The 14,149-nt window shown below is 71.0% G+C and carries 11 protein-coding genes; 9 read left to right on the forward strand and 2 right to left on the reverse strand.

Annotated features, from left to right (window positions below; genetic code table 11):
• The first annotated feature begins 175 nt into the window (after nt 1-175).
• Nucleotides 176-2,377: a sensor domain-containing protein gene (locus tag G495_RS20035; RefSeq protein WP_051444923.1), complete on the forward strand. Its 2,202-nt coding sequence runs from the start codon at nt 176-178 to the stop codon at nt 2,375-2,377.
• Between the two features lie 136 nt (nt 2,378-2,513).
• On the opposite strand, the gene G495_RS0100750 is transcribed toward G495_RS20035, so the two are convergent.
• Together G495_RS0100750 and G495_RS0100755 are read right to left on the reverse strand one after the other, a co-directional pair.
• On the reverse strand, nt 2,514-5,165 hold the full coding sequence (locus tag G495_RS0100750; protein WP_028586234.1) for a cytochrome c: 2,652 nt from the start codon (nt 5,163-5,165) through the stop codon (nt 2,514-2,516).
• A 3-nt stretch (nt 5,166-5,168) separates the two neighbouring features.
• Nucleotides 5,169-6,230, reverse strand: a complete 1,062-nt coding sequence (locus tag G495_RS0100755) for a hypothetical protein (RefSeq protein WP_028586235.1) — start codon at nt 6,228-6,230, stop codon at nt 5,169-5,171.
• Nucleotides 6,231-6,402: 172 nt separating this feature from the next.
• Here G495_RS0100755 and G495_RS0100760 point away from each other — a divergent pair, with 172 nt between their 5' ends.
• From G495_RS0100760 to trmD, 8 genes are all read left to right on the forward strand, one after another.
• Complete coding sequence (locus tag G495_RS0100760; protein ID WP_028586236.1) at nt 6,403-7,194, forward strand: type III pantothenate kinase; 792 nt, start codon at nt 6,403-6,405, stop codon at nt 7,192-7,194.
• Nucleotides 7,195-7,275: 81 nt separating this feature from the next.
• Nucleotides 7,276-8,568: a phosphopyruvate hydratase gene (gene eno, locus G495_RS0100765; RefSeq protein WP_028586237.1), complete on the forward strand. Its 1,293-nt coding sequence runs from the start codon at nt 7,276-7,278 to the stop codon at nt 8,566-8,568.
• 94 nt (nt 8,569-8,662) lie between these two features.
• Complete coding sequence (folD, locus tag G495_RS0100770; RefSeq protein WP_028586238.1) at nt 8,663-9,529, forward strand: bifunctional methylenetetrahydrofolate dehydrogenase/methenyltetrahydrofolate cyclohydrolase FolD; 867 nt, start codon at nt 8,663-8,665, stop codon at nt 9,527-9,529.
• Between the two features lie 143 nt (nt 9,530-9,672).
• Nucleotides 9,673-11,232, forward strand: coding sequence for a signal recognition particle protein (gene ffh / locus G495_RS0100775; protein ID WP_028586239.1), 1,560 nt, complete (start codon nt 9,673-9,675; stop codon nt 11,230-11,232).
• A 134-nt stretch (nt 11,233-11,366) separates the two neighbouring features.
• Nucleotides 11,367-11,615, forward strand: a complete 249-nt coding sequence (rpsP, locus tag G495_RS0100780) for a 30S ribosomal protein S16 (RefSeq protein ID WP_028586240.1) — start codon at nt 11,367-11,369, stop codon at nt 11,613-11,615.
• Between the two features lie 88 nt (nt 11,616-11,703).
• Nucleotides 11,704-11,937, forward strand: coding sequence for a KH domain-containing protein (locus G495_RS0100785; protein ID WP_028586241.1), 234 nt, complete (start codon nt 11,704-11,706; stop codon nt 11,935-11,937).
• A 93-nt stretch (nt 11,938-12,030) separates the two neighbouring features.
• Nucleotides 12,031-12,663: a ribosome maturation factor RimM gene (rimM, locus tag G495_RS0100790; protein WP_028586242.1), complete on the forward strand. Its 633-nt coding sequence runs from the start codon at nt 12,031-12,033 to the stop codon at nt 12,661-12,663.
• Between the two features lie 161 nt (nt 12,664-12,824).
• Nucleotides 12,825-14,111: a tRNA (guanosine(37)-N1)-methyltransferase TrmD gene (gene trmD / locus G495_RS0100795; RefSeq protein ID WP_028586243.1), complete on the forward strand. Its 1,287-nt coding sequence runs from the start codon at nt 12,825-12,827 to the stop codon at nt 14,109-14,111.
• Nucleotides 14,112-14,149 lie beyond the last annotated feature (38 nt).

The raw sequence follows: 14,149 nt of genomic DNA on the forward strand, positions 1-14,149 counted from the left end.
CCGCCCTTGCCAAGCCCGCAGCGGCCTTCGGGGCGCGGCGCCCTTGCGCCCGGGCACCTTCCTGGCTATTGTTGACGATGCATGGATGCCCCCGCCGGAGCGGGGGCGCTTTCGGGGACAATCGACAACGCTCCCGCCGGGCTGCTGCCCGGCCTGCGGGGCGACGGGGCGACGCGTGGAGCTTGTGACCATGACCATGGCGGTGCCGGTGTGGGTGCTGCTGCTTGCCGGGGCCGCCGCAGGGCTCGGGGGGCTGGCCGTGTGGGCCGCCCGGAGCCGGAACTCCGGCCAGGACCTGCCCCTGCCCGAAACCCTGCGCCATCCGGCCCCGGCGGAGCCGGAACTCCCCGCGCCCGCGGCCCCGGCCCAGTCCGAGGCTCCCGCGGCCTGCACCCCCGACGCCGAGAACTTCTTCCGGCGCATCTACGAAAGCGCCAGCGTGGGCATCTTTCGCACCACGGTGGACGGCGACCGCGTGCTGCTGGGCAACGAGGCCGCCGCGTCCATGTTCGGCTACGCCACGGTGGCCGAGTTCCTGGACGGCTGCCGCCCGGAGCGGGCCTACACCGAGCCCGGCCAGCGCGAGGCGCTGCTGGAGGCCCTGCAGGCCCACGGCCATGTGGACGGCTTCGAGATTCTGGTGGCCCGGCCCGACGGCAGCCGCAAGGTGCTGGCCCTGTCGGCCAGCCTGGACGCCGAGCACGGGACCATCGAGGGCGCCGTGCTGGACATCACCGCCCGCAGGCGCGCCGAGCGCGAGTTGCAGGACAGCCACCTGTTCCTGCAAACGGTCATGGACACCATCCCCAACCCGCTGTTCTACAAGGATGGCCGGGGCCAGTTCCGCCACGTCAACAGCGCCTTCGAGCAGTTCCTGGGCCACGGGCGGCGCGAGGTGCTGGGGCGCACCCCCGGCGACCTGGTGCCCCCCGAGGTCGCCGCCGACTGGATGGAGCGCTCCGAGGCCCTGCTGGCGGGCGGCGACGGGGTGCACCGCTTCGACACCTGGCTGCGCACCCGCGGCGGGACGCGGCGCGACGTGGTGATCCAGGAGGGGCTGGTGGCCGACTCGGCGGGCAAGCATCTGGGGCTTGTGGGTGTCATCACCGACGTGACGGACCTCAAGCGCATCGAAAGCGACCTGCGCGAGGCCTGGGCCACCTACCGCAACATTTTCGACAACGCCGTGGACGGCATCTTCACCACCACCGCCGAGGGCCGCGTCGTGCGGGCCAACGCGGCCATGGCGCGCATCCTGGGCTACGACTCGCCCGACGAGCTGGTGCGCGGCGTGACCGACCTGGCCAGCCAGGTCTACGCCAGCCCGGACAAGCGCATGGAGGTGCTGGGCCGGATGCAGGAGGAGGGCGTGCTGCGCGGCCACGAGATCGAGGTGCTGCGCCGCGACGGCAGCCGGACCTGGCTCTCCCTCAGCCTGCGCGCCATCCGCGCCGAGGACGGCGCCCTGGCGCGCATCGAGGGCGTGGCCACCGACGTGTCCGAACGCAGGCGCGAGGTGGCCGAGCTGGCCCAGCGCGCGCTGACCGACCCGCTCACGGGGCTGCCCAACCGCGTGGCCTTCGAGCGCGAGTTCGAGCGCATGCTGGCCCAGGCCCGTCGCTCGGGGCAGACCGTGGGCGTGCTGTTCATGGACCTGGACGGCTTCAAGCCCGTGAACGACACCCACGGCCACCAGACCGGGGACGAGCTGCTGCGCGTGCTGGGCGAGCGGTTGCGCGAGCGGTTGCGCGTGTCCGACATGGCCTCGCGCATCGGCGGCGACGAGTTCGGGGTGCTGCTGTGGAACGTCTCGGGCCCGCAGACCATGGAGCGCATCGCCCATGAGATCATCGAGGCCCTGAACCAGCCCGTGGACCTGGAGGCCTGCCGCTGCGAGGTGGGCGTGAGCATCGGGGGCAGCCTGTTCCCGGCCCACGGCGAATCCCCGCGTGAGCTGATCAGCCGCGCCGACCAGGCCATGTACCGCGTCAAGCAGCAGGGGCGGAACCATTTCCTGCTGGCGGGCGGCGAGGACGACGGGGACGGCTGCGCTCCGGACGCGGGCTGCCCGGCCCCTGCGGCCCAGGCCGGGCCGGAGCGGACCGGGGCCCTGGCTGCGGGGGCCATGGCTGCGAGCGCGGCCATGGCCGCTGACGGCGCGGCCCATGCGGACCCCGGGCCCGGGGAGGCCGATGCCCCCGGAGCCGCCCAGGCCGAGGATTCCGCCGCCGCCTGGGCCCTGGCCCCGGACGACGAGGCGCCCGGAGCCCCGGCCCCGGAATCTCCGGCCCCGGGAGGGCCCGAGGGCGGTCCGGACGACGCCGACGCCCTGGGCGAGACGGAGTTCGGCGGCTTCCGCCTGGAGCCCATCGAATAGCCGGGGCTGTGGCGTTTTTCCGGGCCTCTGCGCGAAGCGGGCCGGGCGGCGATGTGCCGTCCGGCCCGCTTGGCGTGTGAGGCGGGGGGCGTCTGTCCTGCCCGGGCCGGGGGTGGTGCCCCGGCCCGGGGGCAGGTCAGCGCAGGCCCATGGGATGGTGGGCGCTGTCCTCGGGGGTGTAGCCCGTGCCCACGTGGCACAGGGCGCAGTTGCCGTCCTTGCCCAGCTGGGCGTTGGCGCCCATGTACTGCATGGGCTGGATGCTGTCGCGGTGCGCGCCGTAGCCCGAGTCCTCGCGCGCCGGGTAGGTGGCGTGGGGCGCGCCGTGGCAGGCCGGGCAGCGCAGGGCGTCCATCTGGTCGCCGCGCACGCGGAACAGCTCCCCGGGCCCGGCGGTCCACTCCCCGAAGGTCTCGAAGACCTCGGGCGGCGCGAAGTCGCGGTGGCAGTTCAGGCAGTCGGGGCTGTTGATCCAGGCCTGGCGCGGGGGGGCCTGCTCCGCCGTGTCCGCGTTGCGCAGGGGCAGCTTGGCCAGGAGCTTGCCCATGCCGGGCACCCCGAGCTCCTGCTGGCCGCGCACGAGGCTGCGGGCGTGCTCCTCCATGGTCCCGTGGCAGTTCAGGCAGGTCATGCCCAGGCCGTCGTGGTGGTCGCGCAGGCAGCGGGTGGGCCCGGCGGGGTTGTTGGGGTGGCAGGCCGCGCAGGCCTCCTCGCCGCGGTCGGTCAGGTAGTTGGCGTGCCAGCCGTGGATGGCGGCAGACAGGGTCGGCATGCCGGGCCTGCCGGGGGCGTCCAGGGCGGCGTCGGGGTGGCAGTCCTGGCAGAGCACGGCGTTGCCCGAGCGGGCGCGCCGCAGCAGGTCGGTGTTGTTGATGCGGTCGTGCACGGCGAGCACGTCGGTGCTGGTGGCGTCGGTGAATCCGGCCACGCCGTCCACGCGCCAGGTGCCGCCGTGGCAGTTCTTGCAGCCCATTTCCGAGGACGTGGGCGCGACCACGCGGGTGCTGGCCAAGAGCGTGCCGCTTTGGGCGTCGCGGGCCTCGATGGTGAAGACGGGATAGGGGTTGAAGCCGCCGCCGTCGGGGTAGGGCACCACGGGGATGGCCGTGGCCTCGAACAGGCGCTCGCCGGCGCGCAGGTCCATGGTGCCGGACAGGCCCTTGCCCGTCAGGCCGGTGTCGTCGGGCAGTTCCTTGCCGAAGAGCCGGTCCTCGACCTCCCAGAAGCGCACGTGGGCCGAGGGCTTCTCGAAGCCGGGCTCCACGGCGTAGGTCACGGTCACGCCCTCGGTGACCAGCTCGGGCGAGGCCCCGCGCCGCACGAGCTGGCAGCGCAGGTCGTTGGCCGGGGGCAGCAGCACCCAGTAGGGCTCGGAGTCGGACAGGCAGTGCATGCCCAGGGTGTTCCAGGCCAGCAGCACGTACTCGTCGCCGTCCTTGTCGAAGGCCGGGATGGCCACCTCGCCGCCGGGCGCGGTGAAGGCGGCCTCGTAGGCGGGCTTGTCCGCCCCGTGCAGGCCGACCACGAGGAACTGCGCCAGGGCCAGGCGCTCCTGGCGGGTGCCCAGGAAGGGCGGCATGTAGTCGCGGATGCGGCCCTGGCCGTCGAGTTGCGAATCCATGCCGAAGACGCTGTACTTGGCGGCCAGGGGCACGATGTCGTTGGCGGGGCCGCCGATGCTGTGGCAGGCTTGGCACTGGCCCATGAACAGCTCGCGCCCGGCTTCGAGCACGTTGGCGTCGGTGATGTCCTTGTGCTTGGCCCACAGGGTGCGCGCCAGCCAACCCGTTTCATTGATGGCCGCGGCCTCGGCCACGCGGGCCTGGTTGGAGTAGATGTGCCCGGCGATGACGTAGGGCCTGCGCGCGGCCTCGCGGGTGTATTCGAAGCCGCCGATGTACACCAGCCCCAGGGCCAGCAGCACCACGGCCACGGGCTTGCGCACGGCGTCGGCGCGCGGCGCGGCCATGACCAGGGCCAGGGCCATGATGGCCGGGCCGCTGATGAACAGGGCGCGCACGTAGGCGACCATCTCGGGGTTCCAGCCCGCGACCATGGCCTGGCGCCCCTCGGGCAGGGCCAGGTAGCACCACCAGCCCGCCGGGACCATGAGCACCAGGGGGATGCAGGTCCACTTGGCGGTGTAGCGCATGAGGGAATCGCGGACCTTGGGGTCGGCCATGCGCGTGGCGGTGAAGAAGCCGAACAGCCCGGCGATGGAGAAGCACATCATGGAGCGGAAGGCCAGCTGCGGCCAGAAGGCGGGGTTGAAGAACCCGTCCCAGAAGCTCTGGGTCTCCAGCCAGCGCCCGGGCAGGAGCATGGCGCCGATGATGCCGTTGATGATGAACAACGACAGGAAGCCGAAGGCGAAATAGATCCAGCCCACGGTGAGGTGCTCACGGCGGCGCATTTTCCCGAAGGTGTAGTAGTACACCAGAAGGGCCACGATCTCGCCCAGGAAGAAGACCCACTCCGTGGACCATGCAAAGGTGAAGGCGCGGATGAGGGTCAGGGTGGCGGTGGGGCTGGTCAGGGCGATGATGAACCAGATGGCCACGCCGGTCAGGCTGCCGAAGACCATGGTCAGCAGCAGGAAGAACAGGGTGTGGCGCTTGGCGTAGGCCAGGATCTCCGGGGAGTTCTCGCGGTGGCCCTTGAGCTCGGTCAGCGGCAGGAACAGCCCGCCGCCCACGGCGAAATGGGCCACGTAGACGTGGATGACCGCGATCCAGGCGATGAGCACGCCCCCGCCGAAGAAGGGCACGTTCCAGATGGGGTAATCCATGGCTTAGGCCTCCTTCCCTGCGTTGCGGGCCAGCTTGAGCACGTAGGCCACCACGCCCGCGCCCAGGACCAGGGCGGCGAGGAACAGCGCCAGGGGCGAGTATTCCCCGCGCGAGGGCACCTCCCAGGCCCGGTAGAAGCCTTCCAGGTAGGAGACGCGCATCATCTCGCGCACCCCGACCATCATGGCCGCCGTAAAGACCACGGCCACGGCCCCCAGGCCCGGGCGCCGGGCGAACCCGGCGTAGAGGGACACGGCCACGCCAGCCATGGCGGCCATGAAGAAGGCCGTGTGCACGGCGCCGTGGCCCATGAACAAAAGCATCACGTCGCGGCGGATGGTCAGCAGGAACCAGGGCCCGACCACGAGCTGGGCCAGGGTGGCCCGCAGGAACCAGCGCATCCCGCGCCGGACGTGCTCCGGCGCGTCGGGCCGCGCGGCGCGCTCGCCCCGGCTCCACAACAGGGCCACGGCCAGCCCGCCCACGGCCAGGGAGGCCAGCAGGAAATGCGCCACGCGCGGCAGAAGCGACGGGTCGCCCCAGTTGAGCACGGTGCCCCGGTCGTTCTCGAAATAGGCCAGCCAGCGGTCGGGGGTCAGGAACATGGTCAGGTTGTTGACGAAAAAGAAGGCCACCGCCGTCATGCAGACCACGGCCAGGGCCAGCACGGCGGTCCGCCCCTGGCCCAGGCGCTCGTAGCGGAAGTCGAACAGGTAGGCCATGTAGTAGGCGAACATGACCAGGAAGGGAACCGAGAGCCAGAACCAGCCCATGATGATGTCGCTGATGTAGAAGAAATGCCCGTAGAGCACCTGGAGGAAGAGCAGCGGCACCACCCCGAAGTTCACGGTGAAGGCGATGACCGTGGGCAGCTTGGTGGAGATGGCCTTGGCCGAGGGGTCGTCCGCCCCGCCCAGGCCGCCGGCCAGGGCCATGACCGCCGTGCCGAGCATGACGTTCACGAGCAGGATGTGTACCAGGAAGCCCAGGCTCAAGAGGGCCTGGAAGATCCACCACTGCACCTGGTAGGGCTCGGTGGCCGGAATGAGGGTCGTCGGGTCCATGGCGTCCGTCCTTTCTCCCAGGAATCTGGTCTGTTAATGGGTCGCACTCCTCCCATCCCATACCCTCGGCCAGGGAAAAGGACAACCTGTTTCGAACACGAAAAGGACGCTTGAGTTTCCGCGCCAAATCGCTACAGTCCTGGGAGCGGCGAAAGCCCGCGCCCGGACGGCCATGAACGACACCCCCTTCCTGATACTCGACGTCGGCAACACCAATATCAAGGCCGCCCTGGCCGCGCCCGGCGGGCAACCCGGCCCGGCGCGCGCCGTGGCCACCCATGGCGGGGCGCAGGCCCTGGAGGCGGCGGTGCTGGCCCTGTGCGCCGGGGCCGGGCTGGCCCCCGGCGCCCTGGCGGGGGCGGCGGTGTCGTCGGTGGTGCCTGCGGCAAACGGCGCCGTGGCGGCCCTGGTGCGCGAGCTGACGGGCCGGGACCCGCTGTTCGCCCCGCGCGACCTGCCCCTGGGCTTTGCCAACATGGCCGCCATCCCGCCCAACGTGGGGGCGGACCGGCTGGCCGGGGCCTTCGGCGCGCGCGTGGCCCTGCCCGGGGCCGGGCGCCTGGTGGTCGTCGATTTCGGCACGGCCACCACGGTGGACTGCGTGCGCGGCGACGAGTACCTGGGCGGGCTGACCTGCCCGGGCATGCGCACTGCGGCGGACGCCCTGACGGCGGGCACGGCGCTTTTGCCGCCCCTGGCCCTGACCCTGGACGAGCCCGCCCTGCGCCTGAGTTTCGACACCCAGGTCAGCCTGAACCAGGGCTTCCTGTTCGGCTTCGCGGCCCTGGCCGAGGGGCTGGCGGCGCGGCTGGCGGCGCTCATGGGCGGGCCCGCCGAGGTGGTGGCCACGGGCGGGCTGGCCCCGGCGGTGGCGGCCCTGTGCCCGGCCATCGGCCACGTGCGGCCCGCCTTGGTCATGGAAGGCCTGAGCGCCGCCCTTGTGGCGCAGGGCACACATTTCTGATACGAGGGACGCTGCGGCGTCCCGCCCCCGGCGCGCCCGGCGCGCCGCACACATGCAGCCATCCTTGCAAGGAGAGCACCCATGAGCACCATCGTCAATGTCTGGGCCAGGGAGATTCTCGATTCGCGCGGCAACCCGACCCTGGAGGTCGAAGTGACCACCGACTCCGGGGCCAAGGGCGTCGCGGCGGTGCCCTCGGGCGCCTCCACCGGCACCCGCGAGGCCCTGGAGCTGCGCGACGGCGACCCCGCGCGCTACGGCGGCAAGGGCGTGCAGAAGGCCGTGGAAAACGTCAACGGCGAGATCGCCGAGAACGTGGTCGGCCTGGACGCGCTGCGCCAGGTGGCCCTGGACAACGCGCTCATCGACCTGGACGGCACCGAGAGCAAGTCGCGCCTGGGGGCCAACGCCATGCTCGGCGTGTCCATGGCCGCCGCCCGCGCCGGGGCCAAGTTCCTGGGCCTGCCCCTGTACCGCTACCTGGGCGGCCCCAACGCCAAGGTGCTGCCCGCGCCGCTCATGAACATCATCAACGGCGGGGCCCACGCGCCCAACAACCTGGACATCCAGGAGTTCATGATCGTGCCCCTGGGCGCGGACACCTTCGCCGAGGCCCTGCGCATGGGCGCCGAAACCTTCCACAGCCTCAAGAAGATCCTGGCCAAGGACGGCCACGTCACCAGCGTGGGCGACGAGGGCGGCTTCGCGCCCAACCTCGCTAGCCACCAGGAGGCCTTCGAGTACATCATCCGCGCCATCACCGCCGCAGGCTACGAGCCCGGGCGCGACATCGCCCTGGCCATCGACGCGGCGGCCAGCGAGTTCCACAAGGACGGCATGTACAACTTTGCGGGCGAGAAGCGCATCCTGTCCGCCGCCGAGCTTATCGACTACTACGCCGACATGTGCTCGCGCTTCCCCATCGTCTCCATCGAGGACGGGCTGGCCGAGGGCGACTGGGACGGCTGGAAGGCGCTGTCGGCCCGGCTGGGCGAGACCATCCAGCTCGTGGGCGACGACATCTTCGTCACCAACCCCGAGATTCTGGCCCGGGGCATCGAGGAGGGCGTGGCCAACTCCATCCTCATCAAGCTGAACCAGATCGGCACCGTCACCGAAACCCTGGACACCATCGAAATGGCCCGGGGCGCCGCGTACACCACGGTCATCTCCCACCGCTCGGGCGAGACCGAGGACCATTTCATCGCCGACCTGGCCGTGGCCGTGAACGCCGGGCAGATCAAGACCGGCTCGCTGTCGCGTTCGGACCGTCTGGCCAAGTACAACCAGCTGCTGCGCATCGAGGAGGACCTGGAGGACGACGGCCTCTACTTCGGGCCCATCATGGGCGAGCAGTGGTTCGACATGGACTAGGGCGCAAGCCCCCGGAACGACGCGGGGCGCGGGAGCTTTACAGGCCCGCGCCCCGCTCCCTTTTCCCGGCCCCAACCCCAACCGGAGACGCAACATGATTCTTCTGGACGGCAAGGCCACGGCGGCCACCATCCGCACGGAACTCAAGGCCAGGGTGGACGCCCTGCGCCAGGACCACGGCCGCGCCCCGGGCCTGGCCGTGATCCTCGTGGGCGACGACCCCGCCAGCCAGGTCTACGTGCGCATGAAGGAAAAAGGCTGCGCCGAGGCGGGCATCGTCTCCTTCTCCCACCGCCTGGACGCCGCGGTGGCCCAGGGCGAGCTGGAGGCCCTCATCGACCGCCTCAACGCCGACCCCGCCGTGGACGGCATCCTGCTGCAACTGCCCCTGCCCAAAGGGCTGCACAGCCAGGCCTGCCTGGAGCGCATCGCCCCGGACAAGGACGTGGACGGCTTCCATCCCGAAAACATGGGCCGCCTGGCCCTGGGGCTGCCCGGCTACCGGCCCTGCACCCCGGCGGGCGTGATCGAGCTGCTGCGCCGCCACGGCGTGACCACGGCGGGCAAGCGCGCGGTGGTGCTGGGCCGCTCCAACATCGTGGGCAAGCCCATGGCGCTGATGCTGCTGGAATACGGCGCCCTGGGCGACGCCACCACCACCGTGGTCCATTCGCGCACGCCCCTGGACGACCAGCGCGCCTGCTGCCGCGAGGCCGATATCGTCATCGCCGCCGTGGGCCGCCCGCTGCACGTCAAGGCCGACTGGATCAAGGACGGCGCCGTGGTGGTGGACGTGGGCATCCACCGCACCGAGGCGGGGCTGGTGGGCGACTGCGATTTCGAGGCCATGAAGGACAAGTGCGCGGCCATCAGCCCCGTGCCCGGCGGCGTTGGGCCCATGACCATCGCCCAACTGCTGACCAACACCGTGGCCGCCTGCGCCGCGCACCTGGGCGCGTAGCCGGGGCCGCCCGGGCGGGGTGCGGCGCCGTGGCCGGGGGGGGGCACGTTCCCGCCGCCCCCGGCGACGTGGTTTGCGCACTTGACGAATCTGCGGCGGTTCTTTAATGAAAAGCTCTTTTTGCTTGCAGGAGCCCATAGCGCATGTTCGAAAGCCTCCAAGACCGCCTGGGCGGCGTCTTCAAGAAGTTCAAGGGTCAGGGCCGCCTGGATGAGAGCAACATCCAGGAGGGCCTGCGCGAGGTGCGTCTTGCGCTTCTTGAGGCCGACGTCAACTTCAAGGTCGCCAAGGATTTCGTGGCCCGCGTGGGCGAGCGCTGCCTGGGCCAGGAGGTGCTGCGCAGCCTGACCCCCGGCCAGCAGGTGGTCAAGATCGTCCACGACGAGCTGGTCACGCTTCTGGGCGGCGAGGCCAAGGGCCTGGAGCTGCGCGGCGCCCCGGCGGTGATCATGATGGTCGGCCTGCAGGGCTCGGGCAAGACGACCTCCTCGGCCAAGCTGGCCCTGTACCTGCGCCGGGTGCACAAGATGAAGCCGTACCTCGTCCCTGCGGACGTGTACCGCCCGGCGGCCATCGACCAGCTGACGACCCTGGCGCGCCAGCTCGACGTGCCGGTGCATCCGTCCCAGTCCGGGCAGGACCCGGTGGACATCGCCCGCGCCGCCGTGGCCGCCGCCCGCGAGCAAGGCTGCAACGTGGCCATCCTGGACACGGCGGGCCGCCTGCATGTGGACGAGACGCTCATGGGCGAGCTTGCGGCCATCAAGGCCGCCGTGGGCCCGCAGGAGATCTTGTTCGTCGCCGACGCCATGACCGGCCAGGACGCCGTGACCGTGGCCGAGAGCTTCGACGCCAGGCTGGACCTTTCCGGCGTGGTGCTGACCAAGATGGACGGCGACGCCCGGGGCGGCGCGGCCCTGTCCATCAAGCACGTCACGGGCAAGTCCATCAAGTTCGTGGGCATGGGCGAGAAGGTCTCGGACCTGGAGATCTTCCACCCCGACCGCGTGGCCTCGCGCATCCTGGGCATGGGCGACGTGCTCACGCTCATCGAGAAGGCCCAGGAGACCATGGGCGAGGAGGAGGCCGAGCGCCTGGGCCAGAAGTTCCAGCGCGCGGAGTTCGACTTCGAGGACTTCCGCACCCAGATGCGGCGGCTGAAGAAGATCGGGTCCTTCGAGAGCATCCTGAAGCTCATCCCGGGCATGGGCGCCCTGAAGGACAAGCTCGGGGAGCTCAAGGTGCCCGACAAGGAGCTGGGGCGCGTGGAGGCGATGATCAACTCCATGACCCTGGCCGAGCGGCGCAACCCGGCGCTCATGGACAAGAGCCGCAAGGAGCGCATTGCCCGCGGTTCGGGCGTCGCCCTGGACGACGTGAACCAGCTGGTGAAGAATTTCGAGGGCATGCGCCTGATGATGCAGCAGATGATGGGCGGCAAGAAGGGCAAGAAGGGCAAGATGCCCGGGATGCCCAAGCTGCCGCCCGGCATGGCCGCCCGGCCCGGCATGGGCATGCCCCGCCTGCCCGGCGCGGGCGGGATGCCCGGCCTGGAGGGCCTGGACGGCGCCATGGGCGGGATGCCCGGCATGGACGGAATGCCCGGCGCGGGCGAGGGGCAATCCAAGAGCGGCTTCACCAAGGCCAAGAAGGACCGTAAAAAACGCGTCAAACCTGCAAAGCAGAAGAAAAAGAAACGCTAGAACGGCGCAATGCGGGCTGCGGCTGGCCCGGGGCGCTTGCAAATACACGGCAAACAGGAAAACAGCCGGTCTGCTCCGGCTACTTGCTTTTATTCTTGAAATTGTAATAATCTACCAGTGGGAGTATAGAAGAAATGGCAATGAAGCTTCGTCTGACCAGGATGGGTTCCAAGAAACGTCCGTTCTACCGCATTGTCGCCGTGGATAGCGCCACCCGCCGTGATGGCCGGGCCCTGGACTACGTCGGGTTCTACAACCCGATGGTCGAGCCGGTCGAGCTGAAGGTGGACCAGGAGAAGGTCAAGATGTGGATCGAGCGTGGGGCCCAGCCCTCCGACACGGTCCGCGCGCTGCTCAAGCAGGCCGAGAAGGCCGCCCAGTAGCAGCCCGCCTTCCCCGTCCCGCCGCCCCGGCGATTTGCGGCAATGTTCTGCGAGGCGTCCCAGCTCACGTTGCGATGCGGAGGGTATCATGTTGAAGGACCTGATCTCGTACATTGCCAAGTCGTTGGTGGACAACCCTGACGCCGTGTCCGTCTCGGAGATCGAAGGCGAGCAGACCTCGGTCATCGAACTCAAGGTGGCCAAGGAAGACCTGGGCAAGGTCATCGGCAAACAGGGGCGCACGGCCAGGGCCATGCGCACCATAATCGGCGCGGCCTCGACCAAGGCCAGGAAGCGGGCCGTCCTCGAAATCATCGAGTAGGCCGCCCGTCGCCCGGCGGGGCGGTGGCTCCGGGGGTGGCGGCAAGGCCGCGCCCGGGGCCGGGGTATGGAACCGCAGCGAGCCGGAGGGGCGGTGCAGAACCAGGACGCGGATTTCGTCGTCGTCGGCGAGGTCCTCAAGCCCCATGGTGTTCGGGGGGAGCTGCGCGTGGCGTGCCACGCGCAGTCCCCTTTTTTGTTCGACGAGGTGCCGTGCGTGTTCCTGCGCCCGGGGCCGCGCACGCCCCGGCCCGACCCCCTGGCGGGGCTGGGGCCCGGGCCCGTGCGTCCGGCCCAGGTGGCCCGGGCCCGCAAGCCCGCCCCGGTCCGCCCCCGGCAGATGGAGGTGGCTGCCTGGCGGGAGCACAAGGACCTCGTGCTTTTGACCCTCACGGGCGTGGCCGACCGCGACGCCGCCGACGCCCTGCGCGGCCACGAGATCCTGGTGCGCAAGGCCGACCTGCCCGAGGCGGAGCAGGGCGAGCTTTTCCTGCACGAGATCGAGGGCCTGACCGTGCTGCTCCAGGACGGCTCGCGCCTGGGCACGGTGGCCGATGTCATGCTGCCCGGCGGGCAGGAGGTCTGGACCATCGTCACCGCCGACGGGCGCGAGGTGCTGTTCCCCGTGGCCGAGGAATTCCTTGTGGACGTGGACCCCGAGGCCCGGACCGTGACCATCGCCCCGCCCCCGGGGCTGCTGGAGCTCTACCTCGCGGGCGAGGCCTAGCCCGCCGCTGGCATGCCCGTGCCCCGGGCCGCCGGGAAGAGCCGCGCCGCGATGCAGCCGGATGACGAGCGCGCGAGAGCGCGCCGCAGCCGCGCGGCGGCGCCAGCGGCGCAGTGGATTGCCATGTTTCACCGGCCTGCCGGGCCCTTGCGGAGTTGTGCGTGCGTTTCACCCTGGTGACCCTGTTCCCCGAGTTCTTCGACTCGCCCCTGGCCAGCGGGCTCATGGGCCGGGGGGAGCAGGCCGGGCTGGTGGAATTTTCGTGCGTCAACCCGCGCGATTTCGCCGCCGACCAGCGCGGCACGGTGGACGACCGGCCCTACGGCGGCGGCCCGGGCATGGTCATGAGCTGCCCGCCCCTGGTGGCGGCCCTGGAGAGCATCCCCCGGCCCGGGCGCATGATCTACCTGTCGCCGCGCGGCAGGCGGCTGGACCAGGCCCTGGCCCGCGAGCTGGCCGCGCAGCAGGCCCTGACCCTCATCTGCGGGCGCTACGAGGGCATCGACCAGCGCATCCTGGAGCTGTTCCCGGTGCAGGAGGTCAGCGTGGGCGACTTCGTGCTCAACGGGGGCGAGGCCGGGGCGCTGTGCCTCATGGAGGCCGTGGCCCGGCTGCTGCCGGGGTTCATGGGCCACGAGGGCTCCGCCGACGAGGAGAGCTTTTCCCAGGGGTTGCTGGAATACCCGCACTACACGCGGCCCGAGGAGTTTCGCGGGCTGCGGGTGCCTGCGGTGCTGGCCGGGGGCGACCACGGGCGCGTGGCGGCCTGGCGCCGGGAGCGGGCCCTGGAGACGACCCTGGACCGGCGGCCCGACCTGCTGGCCGAGGCCGCCCTGGACGAGGCGGACCTGGCCGTGCTGCGCCGGGCGCGGCGCGCGGCGGGCCCGCGCCTGGGGCGCAACCTGTACGTGGCGCTGCTTCACGCCCCGGTGCTGAACAAATTCGGCCAGACCGTGGCTGTGTCTTTGACAAACCTCGATGTTCACGATATAGCCCGCGTTTCCCGGACGTGCGGGCTCGGCGGCTACTATGTGGCCACGCCGCTGGCCGACCAGCGCGCCCTGCTGGATACGCTGCTGGGGCACTGGCTGGACGGGCCGGGCCGCGAGGCCAACGCGGACCGGGCCGAAGCCCTGGGCACCGTGCGCGCCGCTGCGGATCTGGACGAGGTGCTGGCCGATGTGGCCCGGCGCTGCGGGCAGGCGCCCCGGGTGCTGGCCACCAGCGCGCGCGGCGCCGGGGGCATGACCCCCGGGCGGGTGCGCGCCTGGCTGGGCCAGGGGCCGGTGGTGCTGGTGCTGGGCACCGGCCACGGGCTGGCCCCCGAGATTTTGGAGCGGGCCGACGGTGTGCTGCGGCCCCTGCATGGCCTGGGCGGGTACAACCACCTGCCCGTGCGCGCGGCGGCGGCGATGATCATTGACCGCGTGCTGGGCGACGCGTATTAGACGGTTCCCGACGCAAGAACACATTCCGTGCCAAGGAG

Origin of the sequence: Desulfocurvus vexinensis DSM 17965, assembly GCF_000519125.1 — a bacterium.
Lineage (GTDB): Bacteria > Desulfobacterota > Desulfovibrionia > Desulfovibrionales > Desulfovibrionaceae > Desulfocurvus > Desulfocurvus vexinensis.

What these genes read in the sequence shown, in the direction of transcription:
- G495_RS0100750 (WP_028586234.1), bottom strand. Translation starts at nt 5,165, where the DNA reads ATGGATTACCCCATCTGGAACGTGCCCTTCTTCGGCGGGGGCGTGCTC.
- G495_RS0100755 (WP_028586235.1), bottom strand. Translation starts at nt 6,230, where the DNA reads ATGGACCCGACGACCCTCATTCCGGCCACCGAGCCCTACCAGGTGCAG.
- G495_RS0100760 (WP_028586236.1), top strand. Translation starts at nt 6,403, where the DNA reads ATGAACGACACCCCCTTCCTGATACTCGACGTCGGCAACACCAATATC.
- eno (WP_028586237.1), top strand. Translation starts at nt 7,276, where the DNA reads ATGAGCACCATCGTCAATGTCTGGGCCAGGGAGATTCTCGATTCGCGC.
- folD (WP_028586238.1), top strand. Translation starts at nt 8,663, where the DNA reads ATGATTCTTCTGGACGGCAAGGCCACGGCGGCCACCATCCGCACGGAA.
- ffh (WP_028586239.1), top strand. Translation starts at nt 9,673, where the DNA reads ATGTTCGAAAGCCTCCAAGACCGCCTGGGCGGCGTCTTCAAGAAGTTC.
- rpsP (WP_028586240.1), top strand. Translation starts at nt 11,367, where the DNA reads ATGGCAATGAAGCTTCGTCTGACCAGGATGGGTTCCAAGAAACGTCCG.
- G495_RS0100785 (WP_028586241.1), top strand. Translation starts at nt 11,704, where the DNA reads ATGTTGAAGGACCTGATCTCGTACATTGCCAAGTCGTTGGTGGACAAC.